General features: G+C 75.2%; 16 protein-coding genes. 14 read left to right on the plus strand and 2 right to left on the minus strand.

Going from position 1 to position 16,796, the window contains the following annotated elements; translation table 11 throughout:
* Positions 1–63 precede the first annotated feature (63 nt).
* Positions 64–711, minus strand: coding sequence for a response regulator transcription factor (locus BM165_RS21310; protein WP_075015690.1), 648 nt, complete (start codon positions 709–711; stop codon positions 64–66).
* 394 nt (positions 712–1,105) lie between these two features.
* Positions 1,106–1,762 (minus strand): LuxR C-terminal-related transcriptional regulator, encoded by a 657-nt coding sequence (locus BM165_RS21315; protein WP_075015562.1) that lies wholly within the window; start codon positions 1,760–1,762, stop codon positions 1,106–1,108.
* 444 nt (positions 1,763–2,206) lie between these two features.
* Here BM165_RS21315 and BM165_RS21320 point away from each other — a divergent pair, with 444 nt between their 5' ends.
* Genes BM165_RS21320 through BM165_RS21385 form a run of 14 tightly spaced genes read left to right on the plus strand, consistent with a single transcriptional unit; the run spans position 2,207 to position 16,769 of the window.
* Positions 2,207–2,533, plus strand: coding sequence for a TcmI family type II polyketide cyclase (locus tag BM165_RS21320; protein ID WP_075015563.1), 327 nt, complete (start codon positions 2,207–2,209; stop codon positions 2,531–2,533).
* A complete protein-coding gene (gene accA, locus BM165_RS21325; RefSeq protein WP_075015691.1) occupies positions 2,530–4,299 on the plus strand; it encodes an acetyl-CoA carboxylase carboxyl transferase subunit alpha in 1,770 nt (589 codons plus the stop codon). Before BM165_RS21320 ends, accA begins: the two co-directional genes overlap by 4 nt.
* Positions 4,286–4,816 (plus strand): acetyl-CoA carboxylase biotin carboxyl carrier protein, encoded by a 531-nt coding sequence (gene accB, locus BM165_RS21330; protein ID WP_075015564.1) that lies wholly within the window; start codon positions 4,286–4,288, stop codon positions 4,814–4,816. Before accA ends, accB begins: the two co-directional genes overlap by 14 nt.
* A complete protein-coding gene (locus BM165_RS21335) occupies positions 4,813–6,555 on the plus strand; it encodes an acetyl-CoA carboxylase biotin carboxylase subunit (protein ID WP_075015565.1) in 1,743 nt (580 codons plus the stop codon). Before accB ends, BM165_RS21335 begins: the two co-directional genes overlap by 4 nt.
* Positions 6,556–6,572: 17 nt before the next feature.
* Positions 6,573–7,079, plus strand: coding sequence for an SRPBCC family protein (locus BM165_RS21340; protein ID WP_075015566.1), 507 nt, complete (start codon positions 6,573–6,575; stop codon positions 7,077–7,079).
* Entirely contained in the window at positions 7,076–8,035 is a 960-nt protein-coding gene (locus tag BM165_RS21345; protein WP_075015567.1) for an ACP S-malonyltransferase, read from the plus strand. The genes BM165_RS21340 and BM165_RS21345 overlap by 4 nt, the downstream gene beginning before the upstream one ends.
* A gap of 24 nt (positions 8,036–8,059) precedes the next feature.
* Positions 8,060–8,485 carry a cupin domain-containing protein gene (locus tag BM165_RS21350; protein ID WP_075015568.1) on the plus strand — a complete coding sequence of 142 codons (426 nt, stop codon included), beginning with the start codon at positions 8,060–8,062 and terminating at the stop codon, positions 8,483–8,485.
* Positions 8,482–9,768 carry a beta-ketoacyl-[acyl-carrier-protein] synthase family protein gene (locus tag BM165_RS21355; protein WP_075015569.1) on the plus strand — a complete coding sequence of 429 codons (1,287 nt, stop codon included), beginning with the start codon at positions 8,482–8,484 and terminating at the stop codon, positions 9,766–9,768. Before BM165_RS21350 ends, BM165_RS21355 begins: the two co-directional genes overlap by 4 nt.
* On the plus strand, positions 9,765–11,003 hold the full coding sequence (locus BM165_RS21360; RefSeq protein ID WP_075015570.1) for a beta-ketoacyl synthase N-terminal-like domain-containing protein: 1,239 nt from the start codon (positions 9,765–9,767) through the stop codon (positions 11,001–11,003). The genes BM165_RS21355 and BM165_RS21360 overlap by 4 nt, the downstream gene beginning before the upstream one ends.
* A complete protein-coding gene (locus BM165_RS21365; RefSeq protein WP_244274382.1) occupies positions 11,000–11,335 on the plus strand; it encodes an antibiotic biosynthesis monooxygenase family protein in 336 nt (111 codons plus the stop codon). Before BM165_RS21360 ends, BM165_RS21365 begins: the two co-directional genes overlap by 4 nt.
* Positions 11,332–14,136 carry an FAD-dependent monooxygenase gene (locus BM165_RS26155; protein ID WP_075015571.1) on the plus strand — a complete coding sequence of 935 codons (2,805 nt, stop codon included), beginning with the start codon at positions 11,332–11,334 and terminating at the stop codon, positions 14,134–14,136. Before BM165_RS21365 ends, BM165_RS26155 begins: the two co-directional genes overlap by 4 nt.
* Positions 14,137–14,188: 52 nt before the next feature.
* Positions 14,189–15,466, plus strand: a complete 1,278-nt coding sequence (locus BM165_RS21375) for a cytochrome P450 family protein (protein ID WP_075015572.1) — start codon at positions 14,189–14,191, stop codon at positions 15,464–15,466.
* On the plus strand, positions 15,463–16,350 hold the full coding sequence (locus tag BM165_RS21380; RefSeq protein WP_075015573.1) for a TcmI family type II polyketide cyclase: 888 nt from the start codon (positions 15,463–15,465) through the stop codon (positions 16,348–16,350). The genes BM165_RS21375 and BM165_RS21380 overlap by 4 nt, the downstream gene beginning before the upstream one ends.
* On the plus strand, positions 16,341–16,769 hold the full coding sequence (locus BM165_RS21385) for a VOC family protein (RefSeq protein ID WP_244274383.1): 429 nt from the start codon (positions 16,341–16,343) through the stop codon (positions 16,767–16,769). The genes BM165_RS21380 and BM165_RS21385 overlap by 10 nt, the downstream gene beginning before the upstream one ends.
* Positions 16,770–16,796: the final 27 nt, after the last annotated feature.

Genomic DNA, 16,796 nt, shown 5'->3' on the forward strand with positions numbered 1-16,796 from the left:
GCGCACCGGGCGGCCGCAGGTGGCACGACCCGGGTCGGAGGCGGGCGCCGGGCCCGACCTCGCTCAGAGGGCGGGCGAGGAGTCCCGGTTCACCATGATCGCGAGCTGGGTCCGGCTGCGGACCCCCAGCCGCCGCATCGAAGCGGTCAGGTGGCTCTTGACCGTCGCCAGGCTGAGGAACAGCCGGCGGGCGATCTCCTCGTTGCTCAGCCCCTGCGCCACCAGCTCGGCCACCTCGCGCTGCCGGTCGGTGAGCCGGTCGAGGGCGCGCTGGGAGGCCTGGGCGGGCACCGAGGGGTCGGCCAGGTAGCGGACGAGCTCGCTGGTGGCCGAGGAGTCGATGTCCGGCTCGTGCCGGGCCAGGGCCCGGACGGCCTCGATCATCCGCGCGGCGCAGGCGCGTCGCGGCAGGTAGCCCCGGACCCCGGCCCGCAGGACGTCGACGAGGTCGGCACCGCGGTCCTCCCGCGGCTCGGCGAGGACCAGCACCGCCGTCCCGCGTCGGCACAGGTCACGCAGCAGCGGCAGCGCGGCGCCCTCGACGAGGCACTGGCGGGCGATGACGACCTGGACGGGCACCTGCTCGCCGGCGGTCAGCGCCCCGGGCAGGTGATCGGTCTCGGCGACGACGGCGATGTCGGGCTCGGCCTCGAGGACGACCCGCAACCCCAGCCGGAAGACCTCCTGGTCCTCGCAGAGCAGGACGCGCACGAGGCTCGACGGCGGCCGGGCGAGCAGCGGGCGGACCGGCCGGGGTGCCGGGCGGACGCGCGGCGGCCCCGGGTGCCCCGGCGTGGACGCGGCAGGGCCGTGCGGCCGGTGCACGCGCGGGCCGGATGGACCCACCCTGCCCGGGACGTCGTCGGAGTTCACTGTGTGTTCCCCCTGCCCGGTCGATGACGGGGTCGCGGTGGCCGGGGACTCCAGCCGTACAGAACCCGTCCGTCTCAGCGGACTCAGCCGAACCGTAGCGCGCAATCGAGCTGCGCAGGCAGGAACTCTGCACTCGAGTCACAGCGCGCGTCCAGGCTGCTGCCAGCTACGGGGGCCACCACCTCCTCACCCGGTCGGGTGCACACGCAGCGTGATCGGTTCGACACGGAGGTCAGCCGTTGGCCGGACCGGCCTGCCGGCCGTCACCGGGCCGGGTCCTGCGGTTGACGTGGATGGCGAGCTGGGTGCGGTCGCGCAGCCCCAGCCGCCGCAGCGCCACGGTGATGTGCCCCTTGACCGTGGCCCGGCTGACCTCGAGGCGGGCGGCGATCTCCGCGTTGGTCAGCCCCTCGGCCACCAGCTCCGAGACGGCCTGCTGTCGCGCGGTGAGCGGGTTGCGGCCGGCCGGCTCGCCCACCGGCCGGGCGCCGTCGAGGTGGTGCAGCAGCTCCCCGGTGACGGCGGCGTCCAGGAGGGTCTCGCCCCTCAGCACCGCCCGCACGCCCTCCACGAGCCGGTCGGAGCGCACGGTGGTGTGCACGTAGCCCCGCGCCCCCGCGCGCAGCGCCTCGACCATCTCCTCGCCACTGCCGGCCTCGCCGAGCAGCACCACGCGGGTCCCCGTGGTCGTGAGGGCCCGCACCAGGTCGGGGATGGCCGGCCCCTGCGTGCCCAGGCCGACCAGCGTGACGTCCGGCTGCAGCTCGGCGGCCAGCGTGAGCGCCTCGTCGGCGTCGGTGGCCTCGGCCACCACGAGGAGGTCGGGGGCCCAGCGCAGCACCGCCCGCAGACCCTGACGGAGGACCTCGTGGTCGTCGCAGATGAGCACCCGCGCAGGGGGAGCTGCGCCGCCTGAGGCGTCCCTCGGTCTGGGAACGCTCCCGTCCGGCTCCCCTCCCATACGTTCAGCTCCGCTCAGGTCCATCCCCCGCGCCCTGTCCTCACGGATGACGCTATCGACGGGAAGCAACCGTCCGCCACCGTCCGTGACGCCGCCGCGCGTGACCAGGCGGTGGTTTTCATACCCAGGTCGTGGTCTCCCGGTCCGGAAGGCGGGCCGCGCTCCCCCCGCGGACGCCCGACCGCGGGGGGCGCGACCCCCTCCGGCCGGTGTCCGCCGCGGTGACCGGACCCCTCCACCCCCGGGCTGACCGGCGGAATCCGACCCCTGGCCGGTGTCCCGGCGACCCCCACCCGCCTAGCGTCCTCCGGCATCCGCCCAGGCCCGCCGGCTCCCGGCCGGCCCGGCCCCCGCAGCCACGCTGGAGTGTCCGTGCACCAGACGATGATCATCGCGAGGATGGCCCCGGCCGACGCCCCCCGGGTCGCCGACGTCTTCGCCCGCTCCGACGCCACCTCGATGCCCCACGACATCGGCGTGCGCCACCGGTCGCTGTTCACGTTCCACGAGCTCTACGTCCACCTCATCGAGTTCGACCGGCCACCGGCGGAGTCGATGCGCGTCGCGCAGTCGCTCCCGACGTTCCGGTCGGTCAGCGAGGAGCTTCGGCCCTACATCGAGGCCTACGACCCCGGCTGGCGCTCACCGCAGGACGCCATGGCCCACCGCTTCTACGAGTGGTCGGCGGACCGGTCGTGACCGCGACGACGCCGGCCCGGCGCCCGGCGGCGACCACCGGGTCGGCCGACTGGATCAGCTGCCCCAGTTGCGGCTGGCTGCTCTACCGCAAGCGGCTGGAGCGCAACCTGTCGGTCTGCCCCGAGTGCGACCACCACCTGCGGCTCGGGGCCCGCGACCGCATCCGGATGCTCGCCGACCCGGGCACCTTCGACGAGCAGACCTGCGCGCCGGGCCCCCCGGACCCGCTGTCGTTCAGCGACCTGCGCGACTACTCCGCCCGGCTGCTCGAGGCCGCCGCCCGCTCGGGCGAGTCCGAGGCCGTCGTCGCCGGCACCGCGCGCATCGGCGGCACCGAGGTGGTGCTGGCCGCGATGGACTTCGGCTTCCTCGGCGGCAGCATGGGCATCGAGGTGGGCCGGCGGGTGAGCGCGGCGGCCGACCTGGCCGTCGAGCGCCGGCTGCCCCTGGTCGTCGTGTGCGCCAGCGGCGGCGCCCGCATGCAGGAGGGCGTCTTCTCGCTGTTCCAGATGGCGCGGGTCAGCCAGGCCTTCGCCCAGCTGCGCGAGTCGGGGCTGCTGTCGGTCTGCGTGCTCACCGACCCCACCTACGGCGGGGTGTCGGCGTCCTTCGCCACGCTGGCCACCGTCCTGATCGGGGAGCGCGGGGCGCACGTGGGGTTCGCCGGGCCGCGCGTGGTCGCCGAGACCATCCGCGCCGAGCTGCCCAGCGACTTCCAGACGTCGGAGTTCCTGCTGGCGCACGGACTGGTCGACCGGGTGGAGAGCCGGGCGGAGCTGCGCCCGCTGCTGGTCCGCCTGCTCGAGCTGCACGGCCGGCCGGTCCTCCCCCGCGCCGGCGTCCCGGCCGGCACGGCGCCCGTCCGCACCGAGCCGGTCCCCGAGCGCACGACCGACCCGGGACCCGCGGCCCGCGACGCCGACGCCTGGGACGTCGTCCAGCGGGCGCGGGTCGCGGGCCGGCCGACCACGCTGGACTACCTCGCCACCGCCTTCGACGACTTCGTCGAGCTGCACGGCGACCGGGCCTTCGCCGACGACCCGGCGATCGTCGGCGGGGTCGCCTCGCTCGGCGGCCGCCCGGTGGTGGTCATCGGCCACGAGAAGGGCCACTCCGTCCGCGAGCGCGTGGCCCGCAACTTCGGCATGCCGCACCCCGAGGGCTACCGCAAGGCCATGCGGCTGATGGCGCACGCCGAGGCCTCCGGCCTGCCGGTGGTCACGCTCGTCGACACCCCCGGCGCCCACCCGGGCCCGGCGGCCGAGGAGCGCGGCCAGTCCCACGCCATCGCCGAGACGATCATGCGCAGCAGCCGGCTGCGGGTGCCGGTGGTCTCCGTGCTCACCGGTGAGGGCGGCAGCGGCGGGGCCCTGGCGCTGTGCACCTCCGACCGGCTGCTGGTCCTCGAGAACGCCTACCTGTCGGTCATCAGCCCCGAGGGCTGCGCGGCGATCCTGTGGCGGACGGCGTCGGCGGCCCCCACCGCGGCCCGCGCGATGCGGCTCGGCGCGCCGCACCTGTGCGCCAGCGGCATCGCCACCTCGGTCGTGTCCGAGCCGCCGGGTGGGGCGCACGCCGACCCCGCCGACGCCGCCCGCCGGGTGCGCGCGGCGCTCGTGGCCGACCTCGACGAGCTGTGCCGGCTCGACGTCGCCACGCTGCTCGCCCTGCGCACGAGGCGGCTGTCGCGGATCGGCGGGGACGAGGCCCGACCACTGCGCGTCGTGCCCGTGTCGACGGGAGGCGACGACCGTGCGGCCGGCTGAGCTCCCCCCGCGGCCCGGGGCCGGCGGGGCGGAGGACCCGGAGCAGACGAGCCGCTCGCTGCAGGAGGAGGTCGTCGAGCTCGCCCGCACGCTGCCCGGCCCGCTGCGGCGGCTGACGGTGCGCAGCGGTGACCGGGCGGTGGAGGTCGAGTGGGCCGCCGAGGTCCTCCTCCCGGCGGCCGGCGCGGCCCCGCCCGCCGGGCTGCAGGCGCTCGCGCCGGTGCCGGCCGCGGAGCCGGCCGCCGCGCCGGAGGTCCCGGAGGGCACGGTCGCCGTCCGGGCGCCGCTGGTGGGCACCTTCTACCTCGCGCCCTCGCCGGGCTCGGAGCCGTTCGTGCGGGTCGGCGACGAGGTGGAGTCCGGCCAGACGCTCGGCATCGTCGAGGCGATGAAGCTGATGAACCCGATCGTCGCCGACGCCGCCGGCATGGTGGCCGAGGTCCGGGTCGGTGACGCGGAGTCCGTCGAGTACGACCAGGTCCTGTTCCTGCTGCACCCGCCCGGGGGCCCGCGGTGATCGGCCGGCTGCTCATCGCCAACCGCGGGGAGATCGCCGTCCGGGTCGCCCGCGCCTGCCGGGAGCTCGGCATCGAGGTCGTGGCCGTGCACTCGACGGCCGACCGGCACTCCGCCGTCGTCGAGATGGCCGACGAGGCGGTGCACATCGGCCCGCCGGCACCGCGGGCGAGCTACCTGCACGTGCCCAACCTCGTGGAGGCGGCGCTGCGCAGCGGCGCCGACGCCGTCCACCCCGGCTACGGGTTCCTCTCCGAGGACCCCGACTTCGCCGAGATCTGCGACGCCGAGGGGCTGACCTTCGTCGGCCCGCCCCCCGAGGTCATGCAGCTCATGGGCAACAAGGCGACCGCGCGCCGGCTGATGGCCGACGCCGGGCTGCCGCTGCTGCCCGGGGTGGTCGACCCGGTCCGCACCGCCGAGGACGGCCTGCGGATCGCCGCCGAGATCGGCTACCCGGTGATCATCAAGGCCGCGGCCGGGGGCGGCGGGCGCGGGATGACCGTGGTCCGCGAGCCCGGGGACTTCGCCGAGGCCTTCGCCACCACGCAGACGGTGGCCCGCGCGGTGTTCCGCGACCCCACCGTCTACGTCGAGCGCTACCTCTCCGGCGCCCGGCACGTGGAGGTGCAGGTCCTCTGCGACGCCCACGGCAACGGCATCTCCCTCGGCGAGCGGGACTGCTCGCTGCAGCGCCGCCACCAGAAGCTGCTCGAGGAGGGCCCGGCCGGGCACCTGTCCCCGGCGCAGCGCGCCGAGCTCGGCGAGCTCGCCGTCCGGGGCGCGCTGTCGGTCGGCTACACCGGCGCCGGGACCGTCGAGTTCCTCGTCGACGACGCCGGCCGGGCGTACTTCATGGAGATGAACGCCCGCATCCAGGTCGAGCACCCCGTCACCGAGCTGCTCACCGGGGTCGACCTGGTGCGCGAGCAGCTGCTCGTCGCCGGGGGGGAGCCGCTGCGGCTGCGCCAGGAGGACGTCGTCGTCCGCGGGGCGGCGGTCGAGTGCCGGATCAACGCCGAGGACCCCGCCCGCGGCTTCGCGCCGGCACCCGGCCGGCTCGACGTCCTGCGGGTGCCCGACGGCCCGTGGACGCGCTTCGACACCGGCTACCGCCAGGGCGACGAGATCAGCCCGCACTACGACTCGCTGCTCGGCAAGCTCGTCGTCTGGGCGCCCGACCGCGAGCAGGCGCTGCGGCGGATGGACCGGGCGCTGTCGGAGCTGCGGGTCGAGGGCCCCGGCGTGCACACCACCACCGCCCTGCACCGCGCCATGCTCCGCGACCCCGACGTGCGTGCCGACCGGCACGACGTCCAGTTCCTCGACCGCCGGCTGCCCGACCTGCTGGTCCGGGCCGCCGCGATCGCCGCGCGCCACGAGCCGGCCCTCCCGGCCGCGCTCCGCGGCCCGCTGCACCTCGTGCCGGACGGCGAGCCCGCCGCCCCGGCGTCCGTTCCACACCCCCGTCCCGAGGAGGACCGCACCGCCATGACCGCCTTCACCCAGACCGACCTCATGCAGCTGCTCACCGAGAAGGCGGGCCTGCCGCAGGAGTCGCACACCGTCGACCCCGACGCCCGCTTCGCCGACGTCGGCCTGGACTCCCTCGCCTTCCTGTCCCTGCAGACGGAGCTGCAGGACCGCTACGGCACCGAGCTGCCCGACGACAGCGCCGACCGCTACACGTTCGGCGAGATCGTCGAGGCCGTCCGCGCCGCCCAGTCCCAGCCCGCGTGACCAGAGGAGCTCCCCCGATGACCAGCACCGACAACCCGCCGATCGCGACCGTCGGCCACACCGACAACTCGATCCTCATCGACGCCGACGTCGACCACGTGTGGGCGATGACCAACGACCTGCGGTCCTGGCCGGACCTGTTCACCGAGTACCGCTCGGTGGAGGTCCTGGAGTCCACCGACACCTGGTTCCGGTTCCGGCTCACCATGCACCCGGACGAGTCCGGGCGGACCTGGAGCTGGGTGTCCGAGCGGACCCTCGACCCGGCCGCGCGCGAGGTGCGCGCCCGCCGCGTCGAGCCCGGCCCCTTCGAGTTCATGGAGATCCACTGGTCCTACGCCCCCGAGGACGGCGGCACCCGGATGCGCTGGGTGCAGGACTTCCGGATGCGGCCCGAGGCGCCCATCGACACCGAGGGCATGACCCGCCGGATCGACGCCAACAGCAAGGTCCAGATGGGGATCATCAAGGAGAAGGTGGAGGCCGCCGCCACCGCGGGCACCGACCGGGGAGCGGTGGGGTGACCGCCGCGCGGGGTCCCGCCGTCGTCCTCCCCGGGGAGGACGGCTCCCGGCCCGGGATGGTCGACCCGTGGCTGGCAGACCCGGTGGCCGCGGCCACCGTGACCGAGGTCGACACCGTCGTCGGCCGCGACGTCGCCGCCTGGTGGCGGGACCCCGCGACCGCCCCCGACCCCGTGGCGACCCACCTCGAGGTCGTCGTCACCGGCATCGCCGGCCTGCGCAGCCTCCTGGCCCGCGGCCTCCAACCGGTGGTCGTGGCCGGGCACGGGGTCGGCGAGTACGCCGCCCTCGTGGGGGCCGGCGCGCTCCCGCTCGACCAGGTCGTCGAGCTCGTGCACTGGCGCGCCGAGCTGCTCTCCCTGGCCCCGCGGCCCTCCTGCGCGGGCCTGGCCGCGGTGCTCGGGCACGACGCCGCGGCGGTCGCCCGGGAGGCGATCGCCGTCGCCGGGGTGAACGGGCCGCTGTGCCTCGCCGCGCTCGACGCGCCCGAGCGGGCGGTGCTGGCCGGTGGCCGCGCCGAGCTCGCCCACGCCGCCGAGGTGGTCCGCGCCGCCGGGCTCGACCTCGTCCGGCTGCCCGGCCGGGCACCCTGCGGGGGCCCGCTGGTGCAGTCGGTGTCGGCCCACCTCGCGACCGCCCTCGCCGACCTCGACTGGTCGGTGCCCCTCGTCCCGGTCGTCCCCAACGCCGACGCCGAGCCGACCCGCGACCCCGACCGGCTGGCCGCCGCGCTGCGCCGCCACCTCACCGCGCCGGTGCTGTGGGAGGCCACCACCCGGGCCCTGACCGGGCTCGGCGCGACGTCGGTCATCGAGGTCGGCGCCACCCCGGTGCTCGGCCCCTTCGTCCACCAGGTCCACCCGTCCCTGCCGGTCTGCCTGGCCACCGGGCCGGCCGCCCTCACCCCCGCCGAGATCCGGGGTCCCGCGCTCGCGGGCTCCCTGCTCCCCACCTGACCTGCTGCTCACCCGAGGAGAGAGATGACGACGATCCAGCACGCGCCGGCCACCCCGACGCGCTGCGGCCCCACCGTCCACCGTGCCGACACCGCACCCAACCGCCGGCGCGGCGGCGACATCCGCGTGCTGTTGTCGCCGGCCAGCGTCGGCTCGACGGCCGGCTTCATGGGCACGCTGACCCTCGAGCCGGGAGAGGTCGTCACCGAGCACTGGCACCCGTACTCGGAGGAGTTCCTGTACTGCCAGAGCGGCGACGTCCTGGTGACCCTCGACGGCGAGGAGCGCCGGCTGGTCACCGAGTCCGCGGTGCACATCCCGATCGGCGTCCGCCACCGGATCGTCAACGACACCGCGACGACGGCCACCTTCGTGTTCCTGTGCGGCCCGCTGGCGCCGCGGCCCGACCTGGGTCACGTGGACACCGAGCCCGCTCCGGGCCCGCGGTGAGCGCACAGCACCGCCGGGTCGTCGTCACCGGCATCGGGGTGGTGGCGCCCGGCTCCATGGGCCGCGAGGGCTTCTGGGACATGATCACGGCCGGGCGGACGGCGACCCGGCGGATCACCTTCTTCGACCCGGCCCGCTTCCGGTCCCAGGTCGCCGCCGAGGTCGACTTCGACGGCGTGAAGCTGGGCCTCACCGCCCAGGAGGTGTTCCGCAACGACCGCTTCGTGCAGATGGCGATGGTCGCGGCGGACGAGGCCGTCGCCGACAGCGGGCTGGCGTTCGGCGCCGACGGCGGACCGGACCCCGACCGGGTCGGCGTCACCCTCGGCAGCGCCGTCGGGGCGACGATGCGGCTGGAGCAGGAGTACGTGCAGGTCAGCGACGCCGGCCGGCTGTGGGAGGTCGACCCGCGGTACGCCTCGCGGTTCCTCGCCTCCGCGCTGGTGCCCAGCTGCGGCGCCACCGAGCTGGCCGTCCGCTTCGGCGCGCACGGCCCGGCCACGGTGGTGTCCACCGGTTGCACGTCGGGCATCGACTCCGTCGGGTACGGCGCCCAGCTGGTGGAGGACGGCGATGCCGACGTCGTCCTCGCCGGCGCCAGCGACGCCCCCATCTCCCCGATCTCGATGGCCTGCTTCGACACCATCCGGGCCACGACCGACACCAACGACGACCCGGAGCACGCCTCCAAGCCCTTCGACGCCCGCCGCAACGGGTTCGTCATGGGCGAGGGCTCGGCGGTGCTGGTGCTCGAGGAGCTCGAGCACGCCCGGGCCCGCGGCGCGGAGGTGTACTGCGAGGTCACCGGCTACGCCAGCCGGTGCAACGCCTTCCACATGACCGGGCTCAAGCCCGACGGCCGGGAGATGGCCGAGGCGATCACCGTCGCCCTCGGCCAGGGCCGGATCGACTCCGACGAGGTCGGCTACGTCAACGCCCACGGCTCGGGCACCAAGCAGAACGACCGGCACGAGACGGCGGCGGTCAAGCGCAGCCTGGGCCCGGCGGCCGGCCGGGTGGCGATGAGCTCGATCAAGTCGATGGTCGGCCACTCGCTGGGCGCCATCGGGTCGATCGAGGTCGCCGCCACCGCGCTGGCGGTCAACCGCGGCGTGCTGCCGCCCACGGCCAACTACGAGGTGCCCGACCCCGAGTGCGACCTCGACTACATCCCGAAGGTCGCGCGCGAGCAGAAGGTCGACGTGGCCATCTCGGTGGGCAGCGGCTTCGGCGGGTTCCAGTCGGCGATCGTGCTGGCCTCGGCCACCCGGAGGGCCTCGTGAGCGGACTGCTGGTGACCGGGATCGGCGTCGTCGCCCCCACCGGGATCGGCGTGGAGGAGCACTGGTCCTCGCTGGTGCGCGGCGAGCCGGCGATCGGGCCGGTCGACGGCTTCGACGCCGAGCGCTACGGCATCACGCTGGCCGGCCAGGTCCGCGACTTCGTGCCCGCCGACCACGTCGCCCCGCAGCTGGCGGTGCAGACCGACCGGTGGACGTGGATGTCGCTGGCCGCCGCGACCCTGGCCGCGGAGGACGCCGGCTACACCGCCCCCGAGGACGCCTACGCCACGTCGGTGTTCCTGGCCTCGGGGTCGGGCGGCAACGAGTTCAGCCAGCACGAGATCCAGGGGCTGTGGGCGAAGGGTCCCCGCTCGGTGGGCGCCTACCAGTCGATCGCCTGGTTCTACGCGGCCAGCACGGGCCAGGTGTCCATCCGCGACGGGTTCAAGGGCCCCTCGGGCGTCGTCGTGAGCGAGGGCGCCGGCGGGCTGGACAGCATCGGCTGGGCGCGCCGAGTGGCCCGCCGCGGCACCCCGGCGGTGCTCGTCGGCGGCACCGAGGCGGGCCTGTGCCCGTACGCGATGCTGTGCCAGGCCACCGGCGGCCGGCTGTCGACCGCCGTGCGCCCCGAGGACGCCTACAAGCCCTTCGACCGGCGGGCCAACGGCCACGTCGTCGGCGAGGGCGGGGCGATCCTGCTGCTCGAGGAGCCGGCGGCGGCGCACGCCCGCGGCGTCCGCCGGGTGTGGGGCGAGGTCGCCGGCTACGCCGCCACCCACGACGCCCACCACCACGAGGACCCCGCGCCCGACGCGGTCCAGTACGCGCGGGCCATCCGGGTGTCGCTGGCCGACGCCGGCGTGACCCCGGACGAGGTGGACCTCGTGCTGGCCGACGGCGCCGGGGTGCCCGAGCTCGACCGCCTCGAGCTCGACGCGATCGGGGCGGTGTTCGGCGACCGGGCCACCCCGGTGCCGGTGTCGGCGCCGTCGTCCTGGACCGGCCGGCTCATGGCCGGCGGCTCGGCGCTCAACGTGGCCACCGCCCTGCTGGCGATCCGCGACGGGATCGTGCCGGGGACCGCCTTCCTCGACGACCCCGTCGAGGCCCCCGGCGTCGACCTGGTCACGAGCAGCCGGGTGCAGGACCTGTCCACCGTGGTGGTCCTCGCCCGGGGCGCCGGCGGCTTCAACAGCAGCCTGGTGCTGCGCCGACCGCGGGAGGCGACGTCGTGACGGCACCGCAGACCGGGGCGACGGTGCGGACCATCCTGCGCATGCGGACCCGCGAGGGGTGCGAGGCCGAGTTCGAGACGGCCTGGCGCCGGGCCGCCGCCGAGATCAGCCGGGTCCCCGGCAACCGGCAGCAGGAGCTGATCCGGGACGCCGACGACCCGCGCACGTTCCTCATCACCAGCGACTGGACCGACCGGGCCGCCGTCGACGCGTTCGGCCGCAGCAGCGCCCGTGACGCGCTCACCGCGGCGCTCCGGGACTTGCGCGAGGACGCGGCCCGCAACACCTACGAGGTGCTGGCGACCGTCCCGGGCGAGCAGGGACAGGCATGACGGCCCCCTGGGACGGCCGGCGGGCATCCGTGCGGACGCTGCTGCGGATGCAGGCGCGGGAGGGCTGCGAGGCGGAGTTCGCGGCGGCCTGGCACCGGGCCGCCGCCGAGATCAGCCGCGTGCCCGGCAACGTGCGCCAGGAGCTCATGTGCGACGAGGACGACCCGCGCTGGTTCGCCATCGTCAGCGACTGGACCGACCGCGCGTCGGTGGACGCCTTCGGGCGCAGTTCCGCCCGGGAGACGCTCACCGAGGCCCTGCGCGACCTGCGGGACGACGCCACCCGCTCGACCTTCACCGTGCTGGCCACGGTGGAGGCCGAGCGGCGCCGGCCGGTGCGCATCGACTTCTCCACCAGCGTCAAGCCGGGCGAGCAGGTGGCCTTCGAGCGCGCGTACACGACGGTCACCGAACGGATCGGGGACTCGCGCGGCTACGTGCGCGAGGAGCTGCTCCGCGACGCGGCCGGTCTGCGGTACCACATCTTCGCGGAGTGGGAGTCCGAGGACGACTTCGTGCAGTGGGTCGAGGACCCGGCGCACATGGCGGCCGGCGCGCCGCTGGCCCGGTGGCACTCGGTCGAGTTCCGCCGCGAGGTGCTCGAGATCCGTCAGCGGTCCGACGCCGAGGCGGACTTCCCGCCGCTGGAGTCCCCCGGCGGGGACGTCGAGGTCGAGCGGGTCCGCGTCGACTCCGCCGTCGTCGTCGAGCCCTGGGAGCAGGAGGCCTTCGAGCTCGCCTACCTCGCCGCCGCGCAGCTCGCCCGCAGGGCTCCCGGCCACGCCCGCGAGGAGCTGCTGCGCGAGCCCGACGGGCGGCGCTACCACGTCGTCGCGGAGTGGGAGTCCGAGCAGCGCTTCACCGACTGGGCGGCGGAGCCGGCGAACTGGACCGGCGGGCCGCTGGGCCGGTGGCTGGCGCGCGGCGAGGAGCGCAGGGTGTTCTCCCTGCGCGCGCGGCCGGTGCCGCCCTCGGCGGCCGGCGCCCTCCCCCCGGGCGTGCCCGCGGGGCCGGAGCCGGACCTGGAGGCGGTGGCCGGCGAGCCCGTCCCGGTGCCCAGCGCGAGCGTGCAGGAGTTCGTGGAGATGCCCGGGGACGGGCACACCCCGGCGGCGGCGCTGCCGGCCGCCGCCGTCCCCGGTGCCTCGCCCCTGCCCGGCCGCGACGTCGAGGTGCTGGTCGTCGGCGCCGGCCCGGCCGGGCTGACCCACGCCATCGAGCTGGCCCGCCGGGGCGTCGCCGTCCGCGTCGTCGACAAGCGACCCGAGGCCTCGACGCAGGCGGACAAGGCGATCGGCATCCACTGCCGGACGATGGAGATCTGGGAGGACCAGGGCGTCGTCACCGAGGCGATGGACGCCGGGATCTGGCTGTACGGCCAGACGGTGTTCGTCAACGGCGAGCGGACCCACCAGGTCGACTGGGCCGGCCTCGACGAGCTGCCCTACGCCCACCTGGGGCTGCCGCAATACGACACCGAGCGGATCCTCGGCGCGCGGCTGGCCGCCGCCGGCGTGGTCGTCGAGCGCGGGGTCGAGCTGACCGGCTTCGCCCAGGACGACGAGGGGGTCACCGCGCAGCTGCGGCACGCCTCCGGGGCGGTGGAGACGGCGCGAGCGCGGTACCTGGTCGGCTGCGACGGGGCGCACAGCGCCGTCCGGTCCGGGCTGGGGCTGACGTTCGAGGGCGGGCTGTCGATGTTCCCGCAGCTGTTCATGCTCGGCGACGTCGACGTCGACTGGGACCTCCCGGCCGGCCACCTGGTGCGCTTCGTGCGCATCGAGGACGACGAGTTCACCGGGATGCTCGTCTGCGTGCCGCTCAAGGGCCGCAACCGGTACCGCATCGCGACCCTGGCCCCGCAGCGGTGGCAGGACGCCGTCGGCACCGGCGTGGTGCCGGCCGGGTTCTGGCAGGAGTACGAGCCGCCCACGCTGGCCGACATGCAGGCCGCGATCGACGAGCTCGGCCCGCCCGGGACCACGGCGAGCAACCTGCGGTGGTCGTCGATCTTCCGCATCAAGCACGGCATCGTCGACCGCTACCGCGAGGGGCGGGTCTTCGTCGCCGGGGACGCCGCGCACCTGCACCCCCCGGCGGGCGGGCAGGGCATGAACACCGGGATCCAGGACGCCTGGAACCTCGGCTGGAAGCTCGCCCTCGCCGTCCGCGGGCTGGCCGCCCCGGGGCTGCTCGACAGCTACGACGCCGAACGCCGTCCCGCCGGGAAGATGATCGTCGACCGGGCCGTGTCCATCGCGTTCACCGACGAGATGGACATGGAGGACGAGAAGGCGCAGTTCCTGCTCGAGATGCAGATGACGATGAACTACGCCGGCAGCCCGCTCGTCGGCGAGGTCGACGGGGCGGCGTTCACCGCCGGGCCGGAGCCCGGGCACCGGGCGCCGGACGTGCACGGCCTCCGCCGCTTCGGGGTCGCCCACCCGCTGCGCCTGTTCGACCTCGTCCGCGGCACCCGGTCGACGCTGCTGCTGCACGCCGACGCCGGCGCGTCGGAGGAGCAGGTGCTCGACCTGGAGAAGCTGGCCGCAGGCGTCCGGGAGCAGAGCCACGGGGAGGTCGACGCCTACCTCGTCGCCGCCCCAGGGATCCGGCTCCCGCTGCTGGTGGACCTGCCGGTGGTGCACGACGCCGGCGGCTCGTTCGCCGCCACGTACGGCACGGACGGCGCCGGGACGGCGGCCTACCTCGTCCGCCCCGACGGACACGTCGGCTTCCGCAGCCGCCCGCTCGACGAGGTCGCCCTGCTCGACCACCTGGCCGGGGTCTTCGCGCAGTGACGCGCCCCCGGCCCACCGGACCCGAGACCACCCCACTCCGCAGGGAGACGACATGACCCAGACCGCACCACCGACCGCGACGGCACCCCCGGACGACGTCGTCCCCGGCGCGGAGATCTACACCCCGGAGTTCCGCGCCGACCCCTACCCGGTCTACGCCCGCCTGCGGGCGGAGCGTCCGGTCGTGAAGGTGCGGACGCCGCGGTTCGACTCCTTCCTCGTCACCCGGTACGACGACGCCAAGCAGGCGCTGTCGGACCCGCGGCTGTCCAAGGACCTGTACCGCGCCGGCGACACCTACCTGGCGGTGTTCGGCGAGAAGGCGCGGCAGATCAACACCAACATGCTCAACTCAGACCCGCCGGAGCACAGCCGGCTGCGCCGGCTGGTGACCCAGGCGTTCACCCCGCGGCGCATCGAGACCATGCGCCCGCGCGTGGAGCAGATCGTCGAGGACCTGCTCGACCGGATGGCGCCGCGCGGGCACACCGACTTCGTCGACGACTTCGCCCTGCGCCTGCCGCTGGCCGTCATCGGGGACCTGCTCGGGATCCCCGAGACCGACCACGAGGAGATCCTCGCCGGGACCCAGGTCATCCGCACCGTCGGCACCGGCGGCCGCAGCCCGCAGGAGGACCGGGCCGCGATCGGCCAGGCCCAGCAGCGGCTGCACGCCTACTTCACCGGCCTGGTCGCGGCCAAGCGGCGCGAGCCGGGCGAGGACCTGGTCAGCGCCCTGATCGCCGCCCGCGACGGGGACGGCCGGCTGTCGGAGGCCGAGCTGGTGTCCAGCGCCTTCCTGCTGCTGTTCGCCGGCTACCAGACGACGTCGGACTTCCTGGGCAACGCCGTCGTCGCGCTGCTGACCCACCCCGAGGAGCTCGACCGGCTGCTCGCCGACCCCGGTCAGGTGCCGGCCGCCGTCGAGGAGCTGCTGCGCTTCGACGGGTCCGTGCCGGTGTCGAGCTTCCGCTTCGCCACCGAGGACCTCGAGATCGGTGGCGTCCCGATCCCCGCCGGCTCCATCGTCACGGTCGTGCTCAGCTCGGCCAACCACGACCCGGAACTGACGGAGGACCCGGACGAGCTCCGGCTCACCCGGGGCTCCACGTCGCACCTCGCGTTCGGCCACGGCATCCACTACTGCCTGGGGACGGCGCTGGCGCGGCTGGAGGCGACGACGGCCCTGCGGCGGATCCTCGTCCGCCTGCCCGACCTGCGGCTCGACGTCCCCGTCGAGGACCTGCAGTGGCTCCCGGCGGCCTCCGCCTTCCGCGGTCTGCTCGCCCTGCCACTGCGTTTCACCCCCACACAAGGAGGCACCCCATGACCCCGACTGCCGCCCCGGCCACCACTCCTTCGGCCACGCCCTCGGCCGATCCCGCGGCCGACGCCTCGACCACGCCCACGGAACAGCCCTGGGCGGGCGAGACGGTTGAGTTCACGAACACCGCCTCGGTGCCGGCGACCTGGAACTCGGGCACCTGGCGCCCGTTCCGCAACGTCATCGTCTGCCGGATGGTCCCCGGCAGCGAGGACGAGGTGGGACCGGTGTTCGCCTACTACGACCGGACCACCCGGCCGCAGGACCTCGGCGTCGTCGGCCGCATCCTGCTGTCGTACGAGGGCCTGTACCTGCACGTCATCGAGCGCAAGGAGGACCCGGAGATCTCGGGGCAGCGCCGCGGCCTGCCGGCGTTCCAGGCGATCGCGGAGGCCATCGCCCCGTACGTGACGCCCTACCCGAGCTACTGGCAGAACCCGTCGCACTCCGTCGCCAAGCACTTCTACGGCTGGGTGCCCGAGGGCGAGGTCTCCCCCGACCGGGAGATGACCGTGATCATCCAGCGGATGAAGCCGGGCAGCGAGGCCGACATCGCCCGGGTGTTCGCCGAGTCCGACGCCGGTGGGCTGCCGACGGAGACCGGTGTCACCGGCCGCTGGCTGTACTCGATGGAGGACGTGTTCGTGCACGTCCTGGAGCAGGACCGGGTCAGGGCCGCGGCCGTGCGGGAGAACCACGAGTCGATGCGGCCGGCCTTCGCCAAGGTCATGGCGGACCTCGCCCCCTACGTCAGCCCGTACAACCCGGAGACGTGGCAGAGCCCGCGCGACTCGGTGGCCCGGGTGTTCCACCGCTGGACGGCTCCGGACTGGAAGCCCGGGGACCCCGAGCCGGTGCTGGCGGAGGAGGAGCCCTCGTCGTGGACGTGACCCTGCGCGGCATCGCGTCGATCACCTACTGGGCCGACGACGTGGCCGCTGCCACGGCCTGGTACACGGAGTTCCTGGGCTCGGGACCCCAGTTCACCCGGCCGGGTCCCGACGGTCGGCTGAGCTACGCCGCGTTCGCCGTCGACCGGAGCACCCGGCTGGCCATCGCCTCCGTCTCGACAGCTCCGCCGGGCGCGGCGCTGGAGACGGGTGGTGCGGTCGGGCACTGGAGGGTCGACGACCTCGACGCGGTCCTGGAGCGGCTCGCGTCGATGGGCGCGAAGGAGTACATACCGCTGACGCCGCACGGGCCGGTGGTCAGCGCGGCCGTCGTCGACCCGTTCGGCAACGTGCTCGGCCTCCTCTCCGACCAGCACCCCGCTGCCGACTTCCGAGGCGGCCCACCGCACCGGGCCTGACCCGTCCCGTCCACGGAGACGGCGTAC

Origin of the sequence: Geodermatophilus obscurus (assembly GCF_900115395.1) — a bacterium.
Taxonomy (GTDB): domain Bacteria; phylum Actinomycetota; class Actinomycetes; order Mycobacteriales; family Geodermatophilaceae; genus Geodermatophilus; species Geodermatophilus obscurus_B.

Bases quoted from the DNA above. Each gene is read 5' to 3' on its own strand.
- BM165_RS26155 (WP_075015571.1), top strand. From the start codon at position 11,332: ATGACGGCCCCCTGGGACGGCCGGCGGGCATCCGTGCGGACGCTGCTG.
- BM165_RS21375 (WP_075015572.1), top strand. From the start codon at position 14,189: ATGACCCAGACCGCACCACCGACCGCGACGGCACCCCCGGACGACGTC.
- BM165_RS21380 (WP_075015573.1), top strand. From the start codon at position 15,463: ATGACCCCGACTGCCGCCCCGGCCACCACTCCTTCGGCCACGCCCTCG.
- BM165_RS21350 (WP_075015568.1), top strand. From the start codon at position 8,060: ATGACGACGATCCAGCACGCGCCGGCCACCCCGACGCGCTGCGGCCCC.
- BM165_RS21340 (WP_075015566.1), top strand. From the start codon at position 6,573: ATGACCAGCACCGACAACCCGCCGATCGCGACCGTCGGCCACACCGAC.